Source organism: Chitinibacter sp. GC72, from assembly GCF_009760905.1.
Classification (GTDB): Bacteria; Pseudomonadota; Gammaproteobacteria; order Burkholderiales; family Chitinibacteraceae; genus Chitinibacter.
On the sequence record NZ_VIRW01000008.1, the window covers coordinates 53259 to 77126 of the forward strand.

Consider the following 23868-nt stretch of genomic DNA (forward strand, 5'->3'; position numbering starts at 1 on the left):
TGACAGTTTTAACTGACATTATTACCAGTAGCGCGAATGTGGTTCCGCCTTACTTACTTAAACGGCGTTCTGGCCAGCACCAGATTGATCACGCGTGCGGCTCCGGCTTGCTTTAAGGCCTTGGCCGCCGCTTGCAGGCTGGCGCCGCTGGTCATGACGTCATCAACAACAATAATGATTTTTCCGCTGCAATCGGTTTTGCATTCAAAAGCGCCGCGCAGATTTTTCCAGCGCGCTTGCGCGCTCAATCTGCTTTGATGCTCGGTATCGCGCACGCGCAGCAACAGCTCGCGCCTGAGGGCTATGCCGGACAACTGGCTGATGGTGCGGGCAATTTCAAGCGACTGATTAAAGCCGCGCTCGCGCAAGCGCTGCCGGTGCAGCGGTAGCGGTAGCATGAAATCGGCGTTCAATCGGACAAGCTCGTTCAATCGAGCTTCAGTATCCAGCTGTCCAGCCAGCGCCGGGAAAATAGCCCATTGCCGGGCAAATTTGGCCGCATGGATCATCGATTGCAATGGCTCGACAAACAGATATAGCGCGAGTGTCTGATCAAAAGCAGGCGGCTTGCGCAGGCAGGCACCGCATACGTGGCCCTGTGTATCGGGTCGAGCGCAGCGCGGGCAGCTTTCGGCGGCCTGCCAGCGTGGCAAAGCCTGCTGGCAGGCCTGACAAATTGCCGAGTTCGCTACGGTGGATTGTGCCTGATTAAGCAGACCACGGCAGACCAGACATTGTGCCGGGATGTAGTTGTTCAAAAAACGGCTGAATAAATTTGACAAGTTATCCTCCCGCTCGGACAATCCCTCCAGAATAGAATCTATCTGGGTAATCTGCCTCATGAGTCAAGCCAACTGCACCGCAACCATCGAATTCAAACGTCACACCCCGCATCCCGAACAAGACCTCTGGTCGCGCGAGGCCATCCAGGCGCTATTCGATTTACCGCTGAACGATTTGCTGTTTCAGGCGCAAGTGGTTCACCGCGAAAACTTTGACCCCAATAAAGTGCAGTTATCAACGCTACTATCGGTAAAAACCGGCGGTTGTTCGGAAGATTGCGGCTATTGCTCGCAATCAAAGCGCTACGACACCGGCCTGGAAACGCAAAAATTGATGGACGCCGACGACGTGATTGCCGCCGCGGCCATTGCCAAAGAAAACGGCTCGTCGCGTTTCTGTATGGGCGCAGCGTGGCGCGGCCCGAAAAACCGTGATCTTGAAGAAGTGAAAAAAATGATCACCGGCGTCAAAGCGCTGGGGCTCGAAACCTGTGCGACTTTCGGCATGCTCAAAGACGGACAGGCTGAACAGCTGCGCGAAGCCGGGCTGGATTATTACAACCACAACCTAGATACGTCCGAAGAAAAATACAGCGACATCGTCAGCACGCACAGCTACGCCGACCGCCTTGATACTTTGGGTAAAGCACGTAAAGCTGGTTTGAATGTGTGTAGCGGTGGCATTGTTGGTCTGGGTGAAACGCGGCTGGATCGCGTTGGTCTGATCGGTCAGCTGTCTAATCTTGATCCACAACCCGATTCGGTGCCGATCAATAATCTGGTGCAAATTGACGGCACGCCGCTTGATGGCAGTGAAAAAGTCGACTGGACCGAATTCGTGCGCACGATCGCTGTTGCGCGCATCACGATGCCAAAGTCGTTTGTTCGTCTGTCGGCTGGTCGCCAGCAAATGCCTGAAGCGATGCAGGCTTTGTGTTTCCTCGCCGGTGCAAATTCGATTTTCTACGGCGATAAATTGCTAACGACGGGCAACCCGGAAGTGGAAGGTGACAAAGCGCTATTCAAAAAATTGAATCTGCAGCCTTTGTGATGTTAAGCCTGGGGTATAGCTCTCTGAGCTAATTAAATGTTGGGCTTGAGAGATATACCCAGTGCAATAAAAAACCACGCTATCTAGCGTGGTTTTTGTTTTGACATTCTCGCGAAGCGAGGCACCCTCTCAAGGAGAGGGCGGGGGGAGTGGGTATAAAACATGAGGCTGCAGGGCTTGCATTTATGCCTCTAGGGCTCGGCTTTGCCGAGACCTGCGCTATAAACCACAACAGTTCGTGCAGCTTAGCCGCGCACTTTCTTGATCACTTGCAGCAATTGCTCAACCGCGTCGTCAGCTTTGCCTGATTTCAAGGCCTGGGCGATGCAGTCTTGTGTTTGCTGTTCCAGCAGGATCAGGCCCAAAGCGTCGAGCGCCGAGCGCGCAGCAGCCACTTGATTGAGTACATCGCTGCTGGTGCGGTCTTCTTCGATCATGCGGGTGATGCCTGAAACCTGGCCGACGATGCGGTTCAGGCGTTTGATCAGTTGGTCTTTGTTTTGGCGCTCTTGCTTAAGGCTTGATGTCATATCCAGCTTCCTCTATCTTGGTTTCCAGCTCTGCGCGGCTGGTTTGCGTGGCGTCGAACACGATGCGTGCTGTGCCGGGGTTTAAGGTGACGGTGGCACTGTGCACCCCCGCAACCGCTTCCAAAACACGCGTTACCGCAGCCGTACAGCCACCGCAACTCATGCCTTCGATTTTCAATTCAATGGTTTCTTCAATTGCTTTCATCGGATTTCTGCCATTTAAAACGTTTCAGTAACAGGGCATTGCTAATCACCGAGACTGACGACAGCGCCATGGCGGCACCGGCAATCATCGGGCTCAATAGACCAAAAGCAGCCAGTGGAATGCCCAGAATATTGTAAATAAAAGCGAAAAACAGGTTTTGCCGGATCTTGCGCAGCGTGGCGCGCGAGAGCGCAATCGCCGCGCTGATATGGGCAATGTCATTGTGCATTAGCGTAATGTCGGCGGTTTCCAGCGCTACGCTGGCGCCGCTTTTCATTGCAAAGCTGACATCCGCAGCGGCCAGCGCGGGCGCGTCGTTCACGCCATCGCCAGCCATGGCGACACGTTTGCCGGCTTTTTGCAATGCCAGCAAGGTCTGGTATTTGTCATTAGGCGAGCAGCGGGCGTGAAACTGGCTAATGCCCAGCGCCTTGGCCACGCGTGCGGCGCTGTCCGGATGGTCGCCGGTGAGCATCAGCACTTCGACGCCATTCGCTTGCAAGCCCTGAATGGCGGCCAGGCTGCCGGGGCGAAGTTGATCCTGCAACATGAATAATGCTGCAGGCAGGGTATCGACCGCTAGAGCAATAACAGTATGCCCTTCAGCCTGATACCGGGTTAGTGTATTTTGCAGGCTGGCGACTGTTTCGACCGGAAAAACCCAGTCCGGGCGGCCAATCTGGAGTTGATGACCGGCCACCGTGCCGCTCAGGCCAAAACCAGCTGTTGACTCAATTTCACTGGCGTCGAGTAAAGGCTGCTTGGCTGATTGCTGGCTGAGCGCCGCCTGAAAAGCATGCGCCAACGGATGTTGCGAGCTGGCTTCCAAACTGGCGGCCCATAGCAGGATATCTTGTGGCGTGAAAGCTGCCGCAGCCAAGTATTCGGTGGCGATCAGCTGTGGCTCGCCAAGAGTGAGCGTGCCGGTTTTATCGACAATCAGCGTATCAATATGGCTGCCCAGTTCGAGTGCACTGGCGTTGCGAAACAGGATGCCGTGCTGGGCGCCCAGACCTACGCCAACCATGACGGCCGCAGGTGTCGCCAGCCCCAGCGCGCAAGGGCAGGCAATGACCAGTACGGCCACTGCGTGGATGATGGCTGTGCTGCCCTCATGTGTCAGCAGATAGGTGGCGATCAGTGTGATCAGCGCAATCAGCAGAATGACAGGCACAAAAATGGCCGAGGTGCGATCGGCCAGTTGCTGAATCGGTGCCTTGCTGCCTTGCGCCTGGCTCACTAGATTGACGATCGCTGCCAGCTGAGTCTGGCTGCCGATGGCGGTGGCGCTAATTTGTGCGCTGCCTGCCAGATTGCGTGTGCCGGCATAAACGGTGTCACCCGGCATTTTGCTGATGCTGAGCGATTCACCGGTCAGCATGGCTTCGTTCATTTCCACCTGGCCCTGGAGGATTTCACCGTCAATCGGTGCGGTTTCGCCATCGCGCAGTTGCACAATATCACCGGGGAGAATCTGCCCAATCGCAAGCGCTACCCACTGACCATCACGCAGCACATTGGCCGTTTGTGGCTGCAGCGCGAGCAAGGCCGACAGTGCGGCACCGGTGCGCTGCTTGGCGCGTGATTCCAGCCATTTTCCCAGCAAGACCAAGGTAATGACGCTGGCGCTGGCTTCAAAATACAAGATATGCAGGCCGCTGAAGTACGCCCAGGCGCTGTAGCCCCATGCCGCGCTGGTGCCCAGTGCTACCAGTACGTCCATATTGGCCGCGCCACCGCGTATGGCCAGATATGCGCCACGATAAAACCGCCAGCCAGCAATAAATTGCACCAGACTGGCGAGGACTAACTGCAGCAGTGGTGACAAAGCGCCATGCTCACCAGCAAGCATCAACAGCATTTCGTACAGAAACGGCAAGGTGCAGATCACGGCCAACCAGAGTGTCCATGGGCGCTGCCAGCTTGGTGCTATCTGCGCTGCGCTGGCTTCGCTCACTGCACTGGCCGCGTAGCCGGCACGGCTAATCACAGCCTGAAAATCGCTCACTGTGAATTGCCCGGCTTTGGCGGTGATGGTGGCGGTTTCGGTGGCGAAATTGACTTGTGCGTGCTCAATGGGCAATTTGCGCAACTGTTTTTCAATTCGCGTCGCACACGCTGCGCAAGTCATGCCGCTGATCGCGAGCGTGAAATTCTGGGTGGGAATTTGAAACCCGGCTTGGTGAATTGCTGCCTGTATTGTTTCAAGTTGCGACGCATCGGCAACAATACTGGCGCGCTCGCTGGCAAAATTGACGCTGGCTTGTACGCCATCAAGGCGGTTGAGTACTTTTTCCAGCCTGTTTGCGCAGGCAGCACAAGTCATGCCTTCGATAGGTATATCGAGGTGTTCATGATTGGAGGCGGTGTGTGCATGAGTACCCATAGGGGTATGGTAGCCACAATACCCAATACCCGCAAGGGGTATTTGAGCGTGGCCAAAGCGATACACAATTGATCAAAAAGGCTGGGTCAGCAGCTTGAATCGCATCGCGGCTGTCTGCTGGCTTGTTAATTTTTACAGGAAAATGAATCGGAAAAAGCTAAGCAAAATATGTGTCGTTTTGCCTATGGCGTCTATCAGTGAATGCTTGTTTCCTTACAGTCTAGCGTTTATGCTGACCAAAGACGTTTCAACCGGTTCAGTAAAAATTGGGTAATCAATTCGTGATGGTTTCTTTTTTTCAGCGCATCGGGCAGTTCTATAGCGCTAATCGCCTAGCCTGGCACTTGATTATTGCAGTTTTTCTGACCGGTCTGGTGGTGACGGTGGCGATGACTTTGTTTTTGCTCAAGCATGAATACGATCGCAGCCTGGCGCAAACGCAATCCGATTTGCAAACACTGGGCAAAAGCGCCACGCCGCAGCTGGCCAGCAATTTGTGGCTGGTCAATACCGATGCCATTCATGGCCAGCTCAACTCCTTGCTGCAAACGCGCGTTGTGCAGCATGTGCTGTTGATTGAAAGCGATGGCCAGCAATACAGCGCGGGCCCTTCGCTTGAATCCGATAGCAATAAAGTGACCAAGATCTTTCCGGTGGTCTATCTGCATCCGCTGACCAATAAGCAGGTAGTGCTTGGGCAATTGCAAATTAGCACTACGCTGTCTGAAGTCGAATCACGCCTCTATGCCCAGTTTTTGCGCCTGCTGATTTTGCAGGGTTTGGGAATGGCGACGGCGGCTATTTTCTTCCTGATTCTGTACCATCGGCTGATTGCCCGCCATCTGAGCCATATTGCCGAATACACGCGGCGTTTTAATTACCAGCAATTATCCGAGCCCTTGCATTTATTTCGCCGCAGCAATAAACCCGACGAGATGCAGACTCTGGTCGATGCGATCAATGAAATGCGTCGCAATATCCGGCGTGGTCACGAGGAGCGCGAAGAGGCAAGGCGGGCTTTGTATGTGGAAAAAGAGCTGGCCGAGGTAACGCTGATTTCCATTACCGACGCCATTTTAACCACCGACAGCGATTTCAAAATCAAGTTGATCAACCCGGCGGCCGAGGCTCTCACCGGCTGGAATACGGCTGATGCGCGCGGGCGCGAGGTGGCCGATCTGCTGTGTCTGGGCGGCGATCTGACGCCGGAAGAGTTGCAAAGCACCTTGCTCAGGGCGCGTGATAATCTCAAGGCGCAAGACGGGCAGAAAGCCATGCTGCTCAATCGCGAAGGCGCCAAGCTGAATGTGGAATACGCCGTCGCACCGATTTCCGACCAGGATGGCCATGTGGTCGGCTTGGTGCTGGTATTGCACGATGTGACCGAATCGCAAGCCTTGACCGAAAAGCTGGCTTATCAGGCCGAACACGATTACCTGACTGGGCTAACCAACCGCCGTGGTTTTGAAAACGCACTGAATCTGGCGCATCAGCAGGTGCTGTCGGGCGGTGAGCCCCAGGTGTTGATGCTGCTGGATCTGGATCAATTCAAGCTGGTTAATGATACTTGCGGGCATCTGGCTGGTGACGAGCTGCTGCGGCACGTGACCTCACTCCTGCAGGGTTTGATGCTGCCGGGACGTTCGGTTTTGGGGCGTCTGGGAGGCGACGAGTTTGGCGTTTTGCTCTCGAATGTCACCAACGCTGAAGCCCAGATGCTGGCCGAGCGTATTTTGCACGCGCTGGCCCAATTCCGCTTTGTCTGGCAGGACCGGCCGCATGGTGTGACGGTGAGTATTGGTCTGGTCAAGCTCGACCAGCGGTGTGCAACGCCGCAAGAAGCCATGAGTCAGGCCGATGTCGCTTGCTTTGCCGCCAAAGATGGCGGGCGCAATCAGTTAAGCTGGTACAGCAGCGAAGATCAGGATTTGCAGGAGCGGCATAATGAAATCCAACTGCTGGCAACTTTAAAAGAAGCGATTGAGCAAAATCGTTTCCAGCTGTATTGCCAGGCGATTGTGCCAATGAATTCGCACACTAGCGAAGTGCATCATCTGGAAATTCTGCTGCGGCTGGTCGATGGTGCTGGCAGGGTGATTGCGCCGGGCGCCTTTATTCCGGCTGCCGAGCGCTTTGACATGATGGCGCAGGTTGATAAATGGGTGGTCGAAAATAGCATCGAGTACCTCGCGCAGTGCCAGCAGGCCAAGCAGCCACTGCCGCATATTGCGATTAATTTATCGGGTAAATCGCTGAATAAGCAGACATTGGCGTTTATTTTGCAGCAGCTGGACCGCACTCAGGTGCCGCCTTATACGATCTGCTTTGAAATTACCGAAACGGCAGCGATTTCCAATCTGAAAGAATCGTCGATGTTTATCGAAACCTTGCGCACCCGTGGCTGCAAATTTGCGCTGGATGATTTTGGCAGCGGTTTTTCATCGTTCAATTATCTGAAAACCTTGCCGGTGGATTTTCTGAAAATTGACGGCAGCTTGGTAACTGATATCGCCGAGGACAAGGTTAGCCGCCAGATGGTGATTGCCGTAAACGACATTGCGCACAGTCTGGGCTGCCGCACCATTGCCGAATTTGTTGAAGATGAAAGCATTCTGGCCGAGCTGACTGCGATTGGGGTCGATTATGCGCAGGGCTATTACTTTGGCAAGCCCCAGCCCCTGCCGGTGATTGCTACAGCTTGATCGCGCTGATCAAAGCATGTAGTGGTGGGGTATTGTCATGTAGCTCGCTTCTATATTGCGCTACAGGGTAATACCCCATCATTGATTCTGGTCGATAACGCTGAGTCGGTGATTATGTAACCGACTCTAGAATTTTACCTCTACTGCACTGGCGTCCAGCGCCGCTTTCAAATCGCTGATTAACTCGTCGCGCAATAATACCCGCCATTGATGACCCAGCCTGACCATGCAGCTGGCCAGCTCGTTCTGGTATTGCACTTCGACCGCGCAGCCTTCCTCGCTGCAGTGGGCTGACAGCAGTGATTTGAGTTTGTCAGCGTCGTTCATCGTGCCCAGATTCAATTTCAGCGCGCGGGCAAAGTGGCTGCGGGTCTCGGCAATGTCAAAAACCCGCTCGGCGACAATGCGCTGGCCGCCAGAAAAACGGTCTTCCGATACCTTGGCCTCAACCACAATCAGCGCATCGTCCTTGACCTTGGTGCGGTTGGCTTCGAATACATCGGAAAACAGTGCGACTTCGACCTTGCCATTGCCATCGTCCAGCTGCACAAAGCCCATGCGACCACGCTCGCCGTTTTTCACGCGCATCCCCGCTACGATACCGGCGATAAACTGGGGTTCGCGCTGGTTTTGCAGCCGGTCAAGCCGGGTTTTGATCAGCCCTTTGATGGCTTTGGCGTGAGCATCAAACGGATGGCCCGACAGGTAGAAACCAATCGCAGTTTTTTCCTCAGCGAGTTGGACTTTATCATCCCAGCGCGGCGCTGCTATGGTTTCAAATTGTGGTGCTGCTGCCGGCTCCAGCATATCAAACAGGCTGATCTGATTGGCATTGGCGTTGGCGGCTTCGGCCACCGCCATCGCTTGCTCGACATTGGCCATCAGCCGGGCGCGATGATCGTCGATGGCATCAAATGCACCGCCACGAATCAATGCTTCCAGAACACGTTTATTGACTTCCTTTTTATCCGTGCGGCTGCACAGATCATAAATCGACGTGAACGGGCCGTTCTTCTCGCGCTCGGCGACGATCATATTGACCGCGCCTTCACCCACGCCCTTGATGGCGCCGAGCGCATAGCGGATTTGCCGTTTGCCAACCGGGACAAAGCGGTAAAAGCTCTGATTGACATCAGGCGGCAGGATTTCGAGTTTGTTTTTCTCGATGCAATCGTCAAAAAACACTTTGAGCTGGTCGGTGTTATCGAGCTCGGACGACATCGTTGCCGCCATAAAGGCCGCAGTATGATGGGCCTTTAGCCATGCCGTATGATATGAGACGACTGCATAGGCGGCCGTATGCGACTTGTTAAAGCCGTACTCGGCAAACTTGGTCATCAAGTCAAACAACTGCTCGGCCAGCGCCGGATCGTAACCCTTTTTGGCGGCACCTTCGGCAATTGTCGCGCGGTGTTTGGCCATTTCTTCGGGCTTTTTCTTACCCATCGCTCGGCGCAACATATCGGCACCGCCGAGCGTGTAGCCGCCGATAATCTGTGAAATCTGCATTACCTGCTCTTGATACACGATGACGCCGTACGTTGGCTCCAGGCACTTCTCAAGATCAGGGTGGAAGTAATCAGGCTGCTCGATGCCTTTTTTCCGGTTGATAAAGGTATCGACCATGCCTGAGCCGAGTGGACCCGGACGATACAGCGCCAAAACGGCGATAATGTCTTCAAACCGGTCGGGTGCGAGCTTTTCAAGCAAGCGTTTCATACCGTCCGACTCGACCTGGAATACGCCAGTCGTATTGGCATCGCGGAACACCTGATACGCAGCCTGATCGTCAAAGCCCAGGCTCATTAGATCAAGGTATTCACCAGTCTGGTTTTTGATGTACTGCAGCGCCAGCTCGATAATCGTTAGATTTCGCAAGCCCAAGAAGTCGAATTTCACCAGACCGACTGATTCAACGTCGTCTTTATCGAGCATCGAAACAGGAGACGAATCCTCGCCAGAGGCCTGGTATACCGGGCAGAAGTCCGTAATCTGCCCCGGAGCGATCAATACCCCCCCCGCGTGCATGCCGATATTGCGGGTTAGGCCTTCGAGTGTTTTGGCCAGATCCCAAAGTTCGCGCAATTCTTCCTCACGCTCGATGCGCTCGGCCAATTCAGGCACCATTTCTACCGCATCATCCAGGCTGTATTGCTTGCCCGGCGCGGCCGGGATCAGCTTGGAGACGCCATCGCAGAACATATACGGCAAATCAAGCACGCGGCCGACGTCGCGGACGACGGCTTTGGCGGCCATCGTGCCAAAAGTGGCAATCTGGCTAACGGCTTCGGCGCCGTATTTTTCGCGAACATACTCGATCACACGCCAGCGGTTTTCTTGGCAGAAGTCGATGTCAAAGTCCGGCATCGAAACGCGTTCCGGGTTCAGGAAACGCTCGAACAGCAGGGCATAGGCAGTGGGGTCAATGTCGGTAATACCAAGGCTATATGCGACGAGCGAACCCGCACCCGAGCCACGACCGGGGCCGACCGGGCAGCCGTTGACCTTGCCCCAGGCGATGAAGTCGGCAACGATCAGGAAGTAGCCGGGAAACCCCATCTGCACGATGGTATCGGTTTCAAATTTCAGCCGTTCGTAATAGCGGGGGCGTTCAGCCTCGCGTGCAGCTTCATCGGGGTATAGCTGCGCAAGGCGCATCTCCAGGCCGCGTTTGGCCTCATACACCAGAAAATCATCCAGCGTCATGCCATCCGGCGTTGGAAACAGCGGTAGATAGTTTTTGCCCAACACAATCGATAAATTGCAGCATTGCGCAATGGTGACTGTATTGGTGAGCGCTTCAGGCAGATCGGAAAACAATTCCTGCATCTCGGCCATCGATTTGAAATATTGCTCTTCGGTAAATCGCTTGGGACGGCGTTTGTCGGCCATTACGAAGCCTTCGGCAATGCAGGTACGGGCTTCGTGGGCTTTAAAGTCTTCGCGATTCATAAATTGAATCGGGTGTGTGGCTACGACCGGCAGATTCAGCTGCTCGGCAAGATCCAGATGGCCTTGCAGGCTTTTCTCGCTGCTGGCGCTGCCGGTGCGCTGGAGTTCCAGGTAGAAAGTGTCGGGGAACAGGCCAGACCACCACTGTGCAGCTTGCTGCGCTGCCGGCTGATTATTGGCCAGAATCTGCTGGCCGATTTCACCATATTCGGCGCCAGAGAGACAGATTAATCCACTATTGTCGCCCTGAGTTAGCCATTCTTTTTTCAGTTCACCCCGGCCGCGATACTGATTGCTTTTATAGGCTTGCGTGAGCAATTCGCACAATCGACCATAACCTGCGCGGTTTTTGCAAATCAGCAAAATGCGCGATGGTTTGTCGCGGTCATCTTCGTTTTCTACCCAGGCATCCAGGCCGACAATCGGTTTCAGCCCGGCATTGCGGCAAGCTTTGTAATGCTTGACCAGGCCAAACAGATTCATCAGGTCAGAAACACCCAGTGCCGGCATCTGTTCGGACTTGGCGCGTTTGACCGCATCGTCCAGCCGAACAATACCGTCGGTCACGGAAAATTCGGAATGGAGGCGTAGATGAATAAATGGGGGGGTAAAGGAAGGCGTATTCATGCCGATATTTTAACACCAGCGCTTCTTTGTCGTTGGCGTTTTAGCTGATCTTTATCGTGGCCACGGGTATGATGGTTACGATCAGCACAAATAAGGAGTTTGGTATGGATGCCGGTTTAGTGAATGCCGCCAGTAGCGCAGGGCCCAGCGATGTGGCACCGCTGATGATGCTGAAAAAGGCGATGGATATTCAGGCGCAGACCACCTTGAGCCTGCTGCAAAGTATACCTCAGGCACCTGCAACGAATAATCCACCCAATCTGGGGCAAAACGTCGACGTTAAAGCCTGAAAAAAGCCCATTATTGAGTGGGCTTGGGGGTATTACTTGCTAGGGCTTAGTGTAACTGGCTCGTCGGGCAATACCTGCCATTCTTTAACCAGGCGCCAGCCGTTTTTGCTGTCGCTGATTTCAGCCTGCCAGCGTTCAAGCGCCAGCGGATGAGCCAGTTTGCCAGCAAATAGCGTTGGCGCTTGTGGTTTCAAATTGAGTGTCTGGTCAACGCCCACCCGGGTTGGATGCGAGAGCTTCAGTGTCAATTCCCCTTCAAATGCCTGATTCAGAATAATGCGCACACTCTGCTGATCGCTCCCCAGGAGCAGTTGGGCCTGCAAACCCTGTGCAGCCGCATGTTGATCCTGAGCGAGGCGCTCATTAATCCGCTGGCCGTCCTTGTAATAGCTGTCGCTGACCAGCCCGTCTTTATTGGTATAAGCCAGGTAAGCCATATTGATCCCGCCCACAATCGCCAGGGCGGGGAACAGGATGATCAGCCAGACAAAATAATGTTTATACCAGGGTTTTTCGTCCATCAATCTCTTCCAATAAAAGTAGCTTTTTCGCTAACGGTAATGCCCTGCTCATCGAGTGAATTCACCGTGATCATAATCGGGTGACTTCCCGCTTTGGCTTTGCCCGGGGCGACTTGCAAGCGAACTGAGACATTGGCGGTGGCTGTTGGTTCCAGTTTGTACTGACCAGTGCCTTCGGCCACAATTTTCATGCCGTCCAGCCCTACTGCACTGATGGCATAGGTGTGCGTTTTTTCGCTGGCGTTTTGGATCTGCACGCGGTAGCTGTTTTCCAGCCAGCCGTCTTCCACTTCCCGAACCAGCGCAACGCGATCACGTTCGATATTGACCTTGATGGGCTGGCGGGTATAAAGCGAATAAACCGTTGCCCCCAGAATAATGGCCAATACCAGCGCGTACATGATGACGCGCGGGCGTTTGAGCTGCTTGTGAATGTCTTTTTCCGGGTATTTGTGCTCCAGCGCGTTTTCTGTTGTGTAGCGGATCAGGCCACGCGGGTAGTTCATTTTGTCCATGACTTCGTCACAGGCGTCAATACAGGCTGCGCAGCCTATACACTCGTATTGCAGGCCATCGCGGATGTCGATCCCCACCGGACAGACCTGCACACAGATCGAACAGTCAATACAGTCACCCAGACCCTGTGCTTTGTAATCAGCGCCTTTTTTTCGCGTCCCGCGTTGTTCGCCGCGCTCGCTGTCGTAGCTGATGATCAGCGTATCGGCGTCAAACATGGCACTCTGAAAGCGGGCATAGGGGCACATATACTTGCAAACCTGTTCGCGCATCCAGCCTGCGTTGCCGTAGGTAGCAAAGCCGTAAAACAGAATCCAGAATATTTCGGTGCCTGTGAGCGTGAGCGTAATCAACTCAAGCCACAACTCGCGGATTGGCGTGAAGTAGCCAACAAAGGTAAAACCAGTCCACAGGGCAAACAATATCCATAAGGTATGTTTGCTGGTTTTCAGGCGGATTTTGCGGCCATTGAGCGCGCCGTTATCGAGCTTGATGCGCGCTGCGCGATCGCCTTCAACCCATTTTTCTATCCATAGGAAAATCTCGGTATACACGGTTTGCGGACAGGCGTAGCCGCACCAGAGGCGGCCACCTATCGTGGTCCAGGCAAACAGGCCAAATGCAGATAGCAAGAGCAGGGCGGTCAGATAGATGAAGTCTTGCGGCAGAAAAATCAGACCGAAAATGTAGAATTTGCGCTCGACCAGATCAAAAAGCAGAGCCTGGCGTTCATTGATCTGCAGCCAGGGTATGCCGTAGAAAAACAGCTGAGTGGCGATCACAAAAAAGATCCGCCACTTGTTCCAGAAGCCATTAATCCAGCGCGGGTAGATTTTCTTGTGCGCGGCGTACAGCATGACTTCTTCAAGCTCGCCATCGTCTTTGACGTTGACCACATTGACTGGAATGTCTTTGAGTTTTTGGCTCATTTTTCGCTCCGGGCAGAACATTCATTAAACGGCGTTCGTTTAATCAAGGCACTGCAAAGTAAATACAAGTAAAAACGGGCAGGATGAACCTGCCCGGCTATTCAATCTGAATATAAATTACTTTTTGTCTTGGCTTAGGCTGTAAACATAAGCTGACAACAGATGAACCTTGCCATCGCCCAGGAATTCCTTCCAGGCCGGCATTACATTGGTACGGCCATTGGTGACTGTCTCAACAATGGTCGCCTCAGAGCCGCCATACAGCCAGATCTTGTCAGTCAGGTTAGGAGCGCCCAGATCCTGATTGCCTTTGCCTTCTGCGCCGTGACATGCAACACAAACCTGTTTATAGGTTTCTGCGCCGCGAGCCGCGCGTACGTCGTTAAACGCCGCATTGCCAGAGATTTTCAACACGTAGTTGGCTACGTCACGCACTTTTTCTTCACCGAATGCCGCACCGAACGCAGGCATCTGACCCTGACGGCCTTTAACCAGAGTTTCTTCAATCTTGGCTGGCGAGCCGCCGTATAGCCAATCGTTGTCGGTCAGGTTAGGAAAACCTTTGGCGCCGCGTGCGTCCGAGCCGTGGCACTGTACGCAGTAGGTCTGGAACAAGCGTTTGCCCATTTCATTGGCGTTCGGGTCTTTGGCAACGGCTTCAATCGGCATGGCGGTGTATTTGTCGTACAAAGCCTGATACTTGGCATCAGCTTTAGCCACTTCTTCCTTGTGCTGGCCTTCCTGTGACCAGCCTTTGGCATTACCCATTACCACTAGGCCAGGGTAGAGCCACAAGTAGCCAATGGCAAAGACAATAGTGAGCACGAACATGCCAACCCACCAGCCTGGTAGGGGGTTGTTGTATTCCTCAAGATCGCCATCCCATTTATGGCCGGTGACCTGTGCTTTTTCGCCTTTCTTGAGCTTGACCTTCATTTGCGTGAGCAAGACATACCCACAGAAAGCAATGCCCAAAATTGACACTGTGGCAATAAAATAGCCCCAGAAACCGCTAGTAAAGTCTGTCATTCTCTATTCTCCCTTAGCCGGTCAGGACTGCTTGCCCGACGATGGCAAATCATCGTCGAGGAACGGTTGTTGCGCGGCTTCATCAAAGTGCTGCTTGCTCCCCCTGCTGTAGGCCCAGAAACAGATGCCGACAAACAGGATAAACCCCATCACAGTCACAATGACACGAACTTCGTTCTGCAGATCCATCGTGCTTACCTTTTATTTTTCAGTGCGAGACCAAGGCCTTGCAGATAGGCGATTACTGCATCCATTTCGGTTTTGCCTTCAACCTCTTTGCTGGCATTGGCAATGTCAGCATCGGTATAAGGCACGCCCAGTTTGCGCAGCGCTTCCATTTTCTTCGGCGTCATTGTCGAATCAATGGTGTTGGTCAGTAGCCACGGGAAGGCTGGCATGTTTGATTCCGGTACTACATCACGCGGATTCATCATATGTGCACGATGCCATTCATCCGAGTAGCGGCCGCCAACGCGAGCCAGATCCGGGCCCGTGCGTTTTGAACCCCACTGGAATGGGTGATCGTAAACCGATTCGCCAGCCACAGAGTAGTGACCATAACGCTCGGTTTCCGAACGGAAAGGGCGGATCATTTGCGAGTGGCAGTTGTAGCAGCCTTCGCGGATATAGATGTCACGACCTTCAAGGCGCAATGCGCTGTAGGGTTTGACGCCCGCGATAGGCTGGGTCACCGTTTTGCTGAACATCAGCGGCAAAATCTCGACGAGCATCGCCACGCTAATGGTCATCAGCGTGAGGATAATCAGTGCCGCGACGTTTTCCTCGATCAGTTTCTGAATTTTATTCATTGTTATTGTCCTTCCCTAATCAGGCGTGTGCTGCAACAGCCGGAATTTTTGCATCAACAGCTTTGCCGTCAAATACAGTACGCAGCACGTTGTAGAGCATCAAGACCATGCCTGACAGATACATCAGACCACCCAAGAAACGGATGAAGTAATACGGGTAAGACGCTTTGACTGCATCAATAAATGCATAAGTCAGCGTACCGTCTGTATTGATTGCGCGCCACATCAGGCCTTGGGTTACACCCGAAATCCACATTGAAGCGATATAGAGTACAACGCCCAGCGTGGCGATCCAGAAGTGGACTTCGATCAGTTTCACCGACCACATTTGCTCGCGGCCAAACAGGCGCGGGATCAGATAGTAGATCGAGCCGATAGAAATCATGGCTACCCAGCCCAAAGCACCAGAGTGAACGTGACCTACGGTCCAGTCGGTGTAGTGGCTCAGTGCGTTGACCGATTTGATGGCCATCATCGGGCCTTCAAAGGTTGACATGCCGTAGAACGACAGCGCTGTTACCATAAATTTCAGGATCGGGTCAGTGCGCAGTTTGTGCCATGCGCCTGATAGCGTCATGATCCCGTTGATCATGCCACCCCAGCTTGGTGCCAGCAGAATCAGTGAGAACACCATGCCCAGTGATTGAGTCCAGTCAGGCAAAGCGGTGTAGTGCAGGTGGTGAGGACCGGCCCACATATAAGTGAAAATCAGTGCCCAGAAGTGAACGACCGACAGGCGATACGAGTAAACAGGACGACCTGCTTGCTTAGGAATGAAGTAATACATCATGCCAAGGAAGGCCGCAGTCAGGAAGAAACCAACCGCATTGTGGCCGTACCACCATTGCACCATGGCATCAACTGCACCTGAATACGCCGAATACGACTTCATGCCGCTGACTGGCATGGCTGCGCTATTGACCAGATGCAATAGAGCAACGGCCAGAATGAAGGCACCGTAGAACCAGTTGGCCACATAAATGTGTTTAACCTTGCGAATCGCAATCGTGCCAAAGAAAACAATGGCGTAGGCAACCCAGACCACAGTAATCAGAATGTCGATTGGCCACTCCAGCTCGGCGTACTCTTTGCCGCTGGTATAACCCATTGGCAAGGTGATGGCGGCGAGCACAATAACGAGCTGCCAACCCCAGAAAGTAAATCCGGCCAGTTTGTCGCTGAGTAAGCGTACATTACAGGTACGTTGAACGACGTAGTAAGACGTGGCGAAGAGTGCACAACCACCAAAGGCAAAAATAACCGCATTGGTGTGAAGTGGACGCAAACGACCAAAGTGAAAGTATGGCCCGATATTGAGTTCCGGCCAGTACATCTGGGCGGCGCAAATTACGCCAACCAGCATGCCGACAATGCCCCAGACGACCGTCATGATGGCAAATTGCCGCACCACTTTGTAATTGTATGTGGCTTGGTTTTCCATTACAGCGCTCCGATTGATCTCCAACTGCTTGGAATTAAAATTAAAATAAGGTATTGAAAAATAAAAAATAATCGCAAATTACATTCAAGTGAAAAATAATTTGCGATTATGGTTGAGGGAGAGCACCCCCAAACCGGGTACAAAAGTGCCTACTGGACTATACGCAGACTTGCTGCGCAGTTTCTTGACGGATATCAAGCAGACCGGTCGACAATCCGGGTGATTTTACCTTGTTGCCGCCGCTCAGTCAGGGTTTTTTTCCGCGGTATGCCGCGTTTTCTCATCGTGGCTGCGGATTGAATCGTCATCCTGAAGAATGCGCCAGCCCGGCCCTTCCAGATCATCCGACTGCCCGCTACGTATAAACCACCAGAAGACAATCGCAATTGCCGCTGCAATCAGAATCGATAGCGGGATGAGTAAATAAAGACTTTCCATTGAATTTATTCCGCTTTTTGCTGCTTGCCGAGTAAGCGTAGGGCATTTAAAACGACGCAAAGTGAGCTCAGTGCCATACCCAAACTGGCTAGCCACGGCGTGACCAATCCCGCCAGGGCAACCGGCAGCGCAATTAGGTTATAGATCAGAGCCCAGGCCAGATTTTCGCGAATAATGTGACGGCATTTTTTTGCCAGCTCAAGCGAGCGTGGCAGCGCGCTTAGCTGATTGTTCAATAGCACCATGTCGCCAGCTGCGTGCGCAATGTCAACGCCGCCGCCCATGGCAATTGATACATTGGCCAGTGCCAGTACGGGCGTGTCATTGACGCCATCGCCCAGCATCAGCACCCGATGACCTTTGCTTTGCAGCGCCTGAATGTAGGCCACTTTAGCTTCGGGGCTGGCTGCCGCCCGTAGCTGGGTAATGCCCAGCTGCTCAGCCACCTGATTGACTATCGGCAGTTGATCACCCGAGAGCAGATGCACTCGGTAGCCTGATTGCTGCAAGCGCTCGATCAGGCCGTGTGCCTCGGGGCGAAGCTGGTCAGCCAGCACAAAAGCGGCGGCAAGCGCTGTTTCGTCGGCCAGATAGATCAGGCTGCCTTCCTGCTGATGCGCTTTGGTGCATTCGGGCTCATTAAAACCCAGCGTTTGCCGGATAAAGTCGATCGAGCCCAGCCAATAGTTTTCGCCGTTGACTTTGCCGCTAATCCCGCCGCCGGGATGGTTTTTGAATTCGCTCACGACGCTGGCGCTTGGGTGTTGCTGGGTGGTAAAAGCTTTGGCAATCGGGTGTTCCGATTGCGCTTCCAGCGCGCAGGCCAGCCCCAGCGCCTCATCGGCAAAAGCCGCTAGCGGAATGACTTTCACTAGCCGGGGTTCGCCAAAGGTGAGCGTGCCGGTTTTGTCAAAAACGATATCGCTGATTTTGGCCAGATTTTCTAGGCTATTGCCACGCGTGGTCAGTAAGCCGATTTGCGCCAGATGCCCGGTGGCGGCCGTGAGCGCCGCAGGTGTGGCCAGCGAGAGCGCGCAAGGACAGGAAATCACTAGTACGGCTACGGTGTAGGGCAGGGCGTGTAGCGGATCATGCATGGACCAGTACCAGTAGCAGCCCGCAGCAGCAAGCAGCAGGCCCAGCACAAACCAGCCCGCTACCTGGTCGGCCAGCTGTGCCAGACGCGGCTTGTGCTGCAGCGCCTGATCAAGCAGGCGCACCATGCTGCCCAGCCGGGTATTGTGACCGACGGCCTGAACTTCAATTGTCAGCGCCGACATCAGATTCAGGCTGCCAGCGATCACGGCGCTGCCGGATTTTTTGCTGATCGGGCGGCTTTCGCCGCTGAGCATGGCCTCGTTGACCTCGCTTTCCCCGTCAAGTACCACGCCATCCACCGGGATGGTTTCTCCAGCTTTGGCCAGAATCAGATCGCCTGCGTGCAGGCGGTGCACCGGCATTTCATGCACGCTTTTATCGTGGCTGATCCGGTGGGCAAAGGCCGGCACCAGTTTAACCAGCATCTCGGCTGCAGCACCAGCTCGGCGGCGTGCTTTGAGCTCTAGATAGCGCCCGCCCAGCAGCAAAAAGACAAACATCGACACCGAGTCAAAGTAGATTTCGCCATGCTCGGTGATCAGCGCATACAGGCTGGCGGCGAATGCTGCGATCACACCGACGCTGACCGGCAAATCCATACCAGCCCGGCCATGCTTGAGTTCGCGCCAACTGTTCTGATAAAACGGCCAGCAGGAATACAGTACCACCGGCAAGGTCAGGATGGCACTGCTCCAGTGCATCATAGTCAGCCAGACCGCTTCGATTTCGCCGTCGGGTGCCATATACATCGGTACGACAAACATCATCACCTGCATCATCGACAGCCCGGCGACCCAGAGCCGCAGTAGTGCCGATTTGCGCTCGCTCTGCCATTGCGCTTCGTGGCGCTCGTGATCGTAAGGATGCGCACGATAACCAATCGCAGCAATATGCTGCAGAATGGTCGATAACTTGACCTGTTTTTCATCCCAGCGCACGCGGGCGCGGTAAGTGCTGTAATTGATCGACGCCGAGATCACGCCGGGCAATTTGGCCAGATGCTGCTCGTTGAGCCAGATACAGGCGGCGCAGCTGATTCCTTCCAGAATCAGCGAAGCCTCGCGGATGTCGTCTGCGACTTGCTGGACAAAATCACTTTGCAGATACTGATCGTCATACAGCTGCAGTTGCTCGCGGATTTCGGCGGGCAAAGGCTCGGAGCGGCTGGCGTTTTCGGTGCGCTGCTCGTAATAGCTCTCCAGCCCGCTGGCCAGAATGGTTTCGGCCACCGCCTTGCAACCAGCGCAGCAGGCCGGTTGATTCACCTGACGATACAGAATCGAAAACTGCGCCGGATCGGGGCAGTCGTTGCCGCAGTGGAAGCAGGGGTTGTTTGCACTCATGCCGCTATTTTATCGAAAAAGCACCCAGGGCTGAGGCTGTTTTTGTTTTTGATGGGTATATGGCTGCAGACTTTATTCAGATTGACTTGTATGTCTATACCCTTGATTAAAAGAGTGAGACCTTATCGACCATGTCTTCAAACTCTTCCAGTTTAAGCGCCAGATGATTTAGCAGCAGCGGTTCGATACGCCGCCACTCCGGGTGCTCAAACTGGTGAACGTGCATTTTCAGGATGTGTTCGGCCAGGCTGGCAATGGCAATCAGGGTGCAGATATGATGCCAGTCGCCATGCATGGCTTGCTCAAACAGCTTCAAATCATTGTGGTTCAGAATGGCCAGCTGCATACTTTCGGGCAGATACCAGGTGCGGCTGAGCAGATAGCCGACGACATGATGGCTGCTTTGATGGCGGGTGTTTTCCAGTGCAATGTACTCTTGGCGGCTCATTCGCTCGCCCTGCGTCATGGTGTCCATATAGGTGTCAAACCGCGCCGCCATAATTGCTTTGCCGCTATTGCGAAACAGGCCAAAGGTATAGGCTTCCTCAGCTGAAATGCCATGGACATTGCTGGCGATCTGGGCCGAAATCATCGCGATTTGTACCGAGGTCTCCCAGAAATAACTCATTCGGGCCTCGTGCTCGGCGGCTATTTCTCCCGATAACGTCTGGCGCAGCAGCTGTCCTTCGAGCAAATTGCAGATATTGCGCAGCCCCAGTAATTGCATCGCCTGATCAATTGAGGTGATTTTTTGCGTCAGCTGGAAAAAAGGTGAATTGACCGTCTTGAGCATGGCCATCGACAGGGCCAGATCGCTATTGATCAGGCTGGCGATGTAGGGAAAATCAGGCTCTTCGGCCAACTGAGCCTCCCGGATCGCGACCAGGATTTCCGGACGTGGCGGGATAACCAGATTTTTGACCAGTTGTTCGCATTCCGAGTCAGGCAGATGTTGCAGCATGGTGGGGTCAGTCCTGTGCTTGATCTTGTTACTGTAGCAGCCGGGAGCAAAAGCGGGCGGCTGGCATGGATCGGCTTTGTTCTAAATCTAATAGGTGCGAAGTTTTGGCGCACAAAATGTGCAATTTAAGCTCGATTAGGCTGTGGCTGATTTTGCCAATGCTCGCTGATGGTACGGGTAATTGCGCGCAGGCCATTGCCCCGGCTGGCGGATAAAAAGCGCTGCATGCCACGCTCATTAAGCCAGGCTTCAAAATCAAATTGCCCGCTGTCGCTGCGCTGGTTGTAGGCCGTGAGCACCAGCGCGAGCAAACCTTTGACAATGCGCGAGTCGCTGTCAGCGGCCAGCTGCCAGCTGACATTATTCTCTGCCTGCTTGATGGGCGAAAAAGCCAGCCAGACCTGGCTTTCGCAGCCGGCTACCTTGCGATCGGGCGTCTTTTGCTCGGGGCTCCAGTCGGGCAACTGTTTGGCCAGTTGCACCAGCAGGCGGTTTTTGGCTTCCCAGCTGGCTGCCGCGTCAAGCTGGCGCGCCAGCTCGGCAAGATCAATCGCATTGGCGTGACCCGGATTGCCAAAAGGGTGAGCAAAACGCGGGTCGGCATGCTCGCTGGCAGCAGGTTCAAGGCTTGTGCTGCTGCTTGCACTGATCGCGTTCATGCCAGTATCTCCAGTGTTTCGCTCAAGGCCGCCAGAAAGCGGTTCACATCGTCGGCAGTATTGTAGAGCGCCAGCGAGGCACGCAAGGTTCCACTGATACCCAGGCTGTGTATCAGCGGCTGGGCACAGTGGTGTCCCACTCGCACGGCTATACCCCTGTTATCGAGAAATTGCGCCACATCGTAAGGATGAATCGGAGCAAAGCTCATCGACGTCAAACTCACCTTTTGCCGTGCTTGGCCGTGAATCACCACACCGGGTATTTGTCGCAAGCCGTCTTCCAGCTGGCGATGCAGCGATGATTCATGCGCGTGCATCGCCTCGCGATCAAGCCCGCTGAGCCAGTCCAGCGCCGCCGCCAGGCCAACGGCCTGGGCAATCGGCGGGGTGCCAGCCTCCAGCCTTTGCGGTGGGCTGGCGTAGGTGGTGCCGGAAAATGACACCACGGCTATCATTTCACCGCCGCCTTGCCACGGCGGCAGCGTGCGCAAAATATCGCTGCGGATATATGCCGCGCCAATGCCCGTCGGGCCGTAGGCTTTGTGGCCGGAAAAAACATAAAAATCGCAATCGAGCGCACGCACATCGACTGGCAAATGCGCAATCGCCTGCGCGCCGTCGACCAGTACCTTGCAATCGCGCTGGTGCGCCAGCTGGCAGATCGCCCGAATATCCTGAATGCTGCCAATCGCATTAGACGCATGGCTGATGGCCAGCAGCCGAGCACGCGGTGAGGCAAGTAGCTGGGCAAGATGCGTCAGATCAATTTCGCCTTCAGTAGTCAGATTCAGCGGTTTGATCAGCACGCCACGGCGCTGCGCCAGCATTTGCCACGGCACAATATTGGCGTGATGTTCCAGCGTGGACACAATAATCTCGTCGCCAGCGCTCAGCTGCTCAGGACTTTCTCCAAAGGTATTAGCGATCAGATTGATGGCTTCGGTGGTGCCACGGGTGAAAATAATCTCGTCGCAGCTGGCGGCGTTGATAAAGCGCGCTACGGTAGCGCGAGCGCCTTCAAAGGCATCGGTTGCGGCCACGGCAAGCCGGTGCGCGCCACGGTGAACATTGGCGTTGCAATACTCGTAATACTGCCGTTCGGCATCGAGCACCGCCGCCGGTTTTTGCGTGGTGGCCGCGTTGTCCAGATACACCAGATCGGGGTGATGGGCAAAAATGGCAAACTGGGCGCGGTAGTAGCAGGGGTCAAACCGGGGGACGGCAAGATCGAACATGGGCAGGCAATGCTAGAGAGATTGGTGGGCAATTGTATAATGGCTCAGTGCGAAACCAAAACTTCCTGTGCGGCTGCGGGAACTTTGGCAGGGCTAAGCAATTCTTTTCAACACATTTCAATACTTCTTGCGGCAGACAAAAACCACATGCCTTACAAACAACCCGTTTCAATCCTGCTGATTATTCACACGCCGGCGCTTCAAGTGCTGCTGCTTGAGCGCAATGATTTTACCGATGCCTGGCAATCGGTCACCGGCAGCCGCGAGGGCGATGAGACACTGATTGAAACCGCCCGTCGTGAATTGCAGGAAGAAACCGGGCTTTGCGTCGAGCTGGCGCAGATTCGTGACTGGCATGAATGTCACGATTTCGAGATTTTCGAAATCTGGCGGCATCGCTACGCGCCGGGCGTGATGAGCAATACCGAGCATGTATTTAGCGTTCAGCTGCCCGAGGCCTGCCAGATCGACATTGCGGTCAAGGAGCATCGCCGCTATCGGTGGGTTGATTGGCAGCAGGCAGCCGAAATGGTGTTTTCGCCGTCCAATGCCGAAGCAATCCGCCAACTGCCCGAGCGGATAGGTCACTAAAATGCGCCCGCACGCCGCACTGCCAGCCCATCCCCGCCAGCTGGTCGTGGCTTCCTACAATATCCATAAAGGATTATCGCCACTGAACCGGCGGCTGGTGCTGCATGATGTGCGCCACGCTTTGAACCAGCTGGCGCCGGATATGGTGTTTTTGCAGGAAGTGCAGGGCGTGCATCTGGCGCATTCGCACCGTTTTGAAACCTGGCAGCAGGCGCAGCATGAATATCTGGCTGGCGATTTGCTGCACAGCGCTTACGGCAAAAATGCGCATTATCATCTCGGGCATCACGGCAATGCGCTGCTGTCGCGTTATCCGATTTTGCACTGGGACAATTTTGACCTGACCCTGCACCGTTTCGAGCAGCGCGGCGCGCTGCACTGCCAGCTGGATGTGGCCGACTGGGATCAGCCGCTGCATGCGCTGTGTGTGCATCTGAATCTGCGCGCAGGCGATAGGCGCAAGCAGATTGGCATCCTGGTTGACTATATCCAGCGCCATATTCCGGCTGACGCGCCGCTGGTGTTGGCGGGCGATTTCAACGATTGGCGTGGCGAGCTCAGCGCCATGCTGGCGCAGCATCTGGATATGCATGAAGCGTTTGAAACGCTGCATGGCGCACCAGCGCGCAGCTTTCCGGTGCGCATGCCTTTGCTCACGCTGGACCGGGTGTATGTGCGTGGTTTTCAGGTGAGTGTGGCCGAAGTGCTCTCGGGTGCGCCGTGGCGCAATCTATCCGATCACGCGCCCTTGTACGCCGTTTTGCAGGGGTAGC

At 54.4% G+C, this 23868-nt stretch carries 21 protein-coding genes; 5 read left to right on the top strand and 16 right to left on the bottom strand.

Going from position 1 to position 23868, the window contains the following annotated elements; genetic code table 11:
- Positions 1 to 53: 53 nt before the first annotated feature.
- Positions 54 to 782: a ComF family protein gene (locus FLS37_RS08945; RefSeq protein WP_157669551.1), complete on the bottom strand. Its 729-nt coding sequence runs from the start codon at positions 780 to 782 to the stop codon at positions 54 to 56.
- 58 nt (positions 783 to 840) lie between these two features.
- Between FLS37_RS08945 and bioB the strand changes: the two genes are divergently transcribed.
- Positions 841 to 1833 (top strand): biotin synthase BioB, encoded by a 993-nt coding sequence (gene bioB / locus FLS37_RS08950; RefSeq protein WP_157669552.1) that lies wholly within the window; start codon positions 841 to 843, stop codon positions 1831 to 1833.
- Positions 1834 to 2078: 245 nt separating this feature from the next.
- On the opposite strand, the gene FLS37_RS08955 is transcribed toward bioB, so the two are convergent.
- Genes FLS37_RS08955 through FLS37_RS08965 form a run of 3 tightly spaced genes read right to left on the bottom strand, consistent with a single transcriptional unit; the run spans position 2079 to position 4954 of the window.
- The gene (locus tag FLS37_RS08955; protein ID WP_157669553.1) at positions 2079 to 2363 is read right to left on the bottom strand and encodes a metal-sensitive transcriptional regulator; all 285 of its coding nucleotides are present in this window, start codon (positions 2361 to 2363) and stop codon (positions 2079 to 2081) included.
- Entirely contained in the window at positions 2347 to 2568 is a 222-nt protein-coding gene (locus FLS37_RS08960; protein WP_157669554.1) for a heavy-metal-associated domain-containing protein, read from the bottom strand. Before FLS37_RS08960 ends, FLS37_RS08955 begins: the two co-directional genes overlap by 17 nt.
- Complete coding sequence (locus FLS37_RS08965) at positions 2555 to 4954, bottom strand: heavy metal translocating P-type ATPase (RefSeq protein WP_198314551.1); 2400 nt, start codon at positions 4952 to 4954, stop codon at positions 2555 to 2557. Before FLS37_RS08965 ends, FLS37_RS08960 begins: the two co-directional genes overlap by 14 nt.
- 284 nt (positions 4955 to 5238) lie before the next feature.
- Between FLS37_RS08965 and FLS37_RS08970 the strand changes: the two genes are divergently transcribed.
- Entirely contained in the window at positions 5239 to 7656 is a 2418-nt protein-coding gene (locus tag FLS37_RS08970) for an EAL domain-containing protein (protein WP_198314552.1), read from the top strand.
- A gap of 126 nt (positions 7657 to 7782) precedes the next feature.
- Here FLS37_RS08970 and dnaE read toward each other — a convergent pair whose 3' ends face one another.
- Positions 7783 to 11235 carry a DNA polymerase III subunit alpha gene (gene dnaE, locus FLS37_RS08975; protein WP_157669556.1) on the bottom strand — a complete coding sequence of 1151 codons (3453 nt, stop codon included), beginning with the start codon at positions 11233 to 11235 and terminating at the stop codon, positions 7783 to 7785.
- 104 nt (positions 11236 to 11339) lie between these two features.
- Between dnaE and FLS37_RS08980 the strand changes: the two genes are divergently transcribed.
- Positions 11340 to 11525, top strand: a complete 186-nt coding sequence (locus tag FLS37_RS08980; protein ID WP_157669557.1) for a YjfB family protein — start codon at positions 11340 to 11342, stop codon at positions 11523 to 11525.
- A gap of 32 nt (positions 11526 to 11557) precedes the next feature.
- On the opposite strand, the gene FLS37_RS08985 is transcribed toward FLS37_RS08980, so the two are convergent.
- The 11 genes from FLS37_RS08985 to FLS37_RS09035 form a co-directional block, all read right to left on the bottom strand.
- Positions 11558 to 12046: a FixH family protein gene (locus tag FLS37_RS08985; RefSeq protein ID WP_157669558.1), complete on the bottom strand. Its 489-nt coding sequence runs from the start codon at positions 12044 to 12046 to the stop codon at positions 11558 to 11560.
- Complete coding sequence (gene ccoG / locus FLS37_RS08990; RefSeq protein ID WP_157669559.1) at positions 12046 to 13491, bottom strand: cytochrome c oxidase accessory protein CcoG; 1446 nt, start codon at positions 13489 to 13491, stop codon at positions 12046 to 12048. Before ccoG ends, FLS37_RS08985 begins: the two co-directional genes overlap by 1 nt.
- 117 nt (positions 13492 to 13608) lie before the next feature.
- Positions 13609 to 14520, bottom strand: coding sequence for a cytochrome-c oxidase, cbb3-type subunit III (gene ccoP, locus FLS37_RS08995; RefSeq protein ID WP_157669560.1), 912 nt, complete (start codon positions 14518 to 14520; stop codon positions 13609 to 13611).
- A 21-nt stretch (positions 14521 to 14541) separates the two neighbouring features.
- Positions 14542 to 14709 carry a cbb3-type cytochrome c oxidase subunit 3 gene (locus FLS37_RS09000; RefSeq protein ID WP_157669561.1) on the bottom strand — a complete coding sequence of 56 codons (168 nt, stop codon included), beginning with the start codon at positions 14707 to 14709 and terminating at the stop codon, positions 14542 to 14544.
- Positions 14710 to 14714: 5 nt separating this feature from the next.
- Complete coding sequence (gene ccoO / locus FLS37_RS09005; RefSeq protein ID WP_157669562.1) at positions 14715 to 15329, bottom strand: cytochrome-c oxidase, cbb3-type subunit II; 615 nt, start codon at positions 15327 to 15329, stop codon at positions 14715 to 14717.
- A gap of 19 nt (positions 15330 to 15348) precedes the next feature.
- Positions 15349 to 16770: a cytochrome-c oxidase, cbb3-type subunit I gene (ccoN, locus tag FLS37_RS09010; protein ID WP_157669563.1), complete on the bottom strand. Its 1422-nt coding sequence runs from the start codon at positions 16768 to 16770 to the stop codon at positions 15349 to 15351.
- A 243-nt stretch (positions 16771 to 17013) separates the two neighbouring features.
- Positions 17014 to 17208 carry a cbb3-type cytochrome oxidase assembly protein CcoS gene (gene ccoS, locus FLS37_RS09015; RefSeq protein WP_157669564.1) on the bottom strand — a complete coding sequence of 65 codons (195 nt, stop codon included), beginning with the start codon at positions 17206 to 17208 and terminating at the stop codon, positions 17014 to 17016.
- A 5-nt stretch (positions 17209 to 17213) separates the two neighbouring features.
- Complete coding sequence (locus FLS37_RS09020) at positions 17214 to 19649, bottom strand: heavy metal translocating P-type ATPase (protein WP_157669565.1); 2436 nt, start codon at positions 19647 to 19649, stop codon at positions 17214 to 17216.
- 106 nt (positions 19650 to 19755) lie between these two features.
- Positions 19756 to 20610 (bottom strand): HDOD domain-containing protein, encoded by an 855-nt coding sequence (locus FLS37_RS09025; protein ID WP_157669566.1) that lies wholly within the window; start codon positions 20608 to 20610, stop codon positions 19756 to 19758.
- A gap of 125 nt (positions 20611 to 20735) precedes the next feature.
- Positions 20736 to 21269: a SufE family protein gene (locus tag FLS37_RS09030; RefSeq protein ID WP_157669567.1), complete on the bottom strand. Its 534-nt coding sequence runs from the start codon at positions 21267 to 21269 to the stop codon at positions 20736 to 20738.
- Positions 21266 to 22504 carry an aminotransferase class V-fold PLP-dependent enzyme gene (locus FLS37_RS09035; RefSeq protein ID WP_157669568.1) on the bottom strand — a complete coding sequence of 413 codons (1239 nt, stop codon included), beginning with the start codon at positions 22502 to 22504 and terminating at the stop codon, positions 21266 to 21268. Before FLS37_RS09035 ends, FLS37_RS09030 begins: the two co-directional genes overlap by 4 nt.
- Before the next feature lie 147 nt (positions 22505 to 22651).
- Between FLS37_RS09035 and nudB the strand changes: the two genes are divergently transcribed.
- Both nudB and FLS37_RS09045 read left to right on the top strand, forming a co-directional pair.
- The gene (nudB, locus tag FLS37_RS09040; RefSeq protein WP_157669569.1) at positions 22652 to 23095 is read left to right on the top strand and encodes a dihydroneopterin triphosphate diphosphatase; all 444 of its coding nucleotides are present in this window, start codon (positions 22652 to 22654) and stop codon (positions 23093 to 23095) included.
- A 1-nt stretch (position 23096) separates the two neighbouring features.
- Positions 23097 to 23867 (top strand): endonuclease/exonuclease/phosphatase family protein, encoded by a 771-nt coding sequence (locus FLS37_RS09045; protein ID WP_157669570.1) that lies wholly within the window; start codon positions 23097 to 23099, stop codon positions 23865 to 23867.
- Position 23868 lies beyond the last annotated feature (1 nt).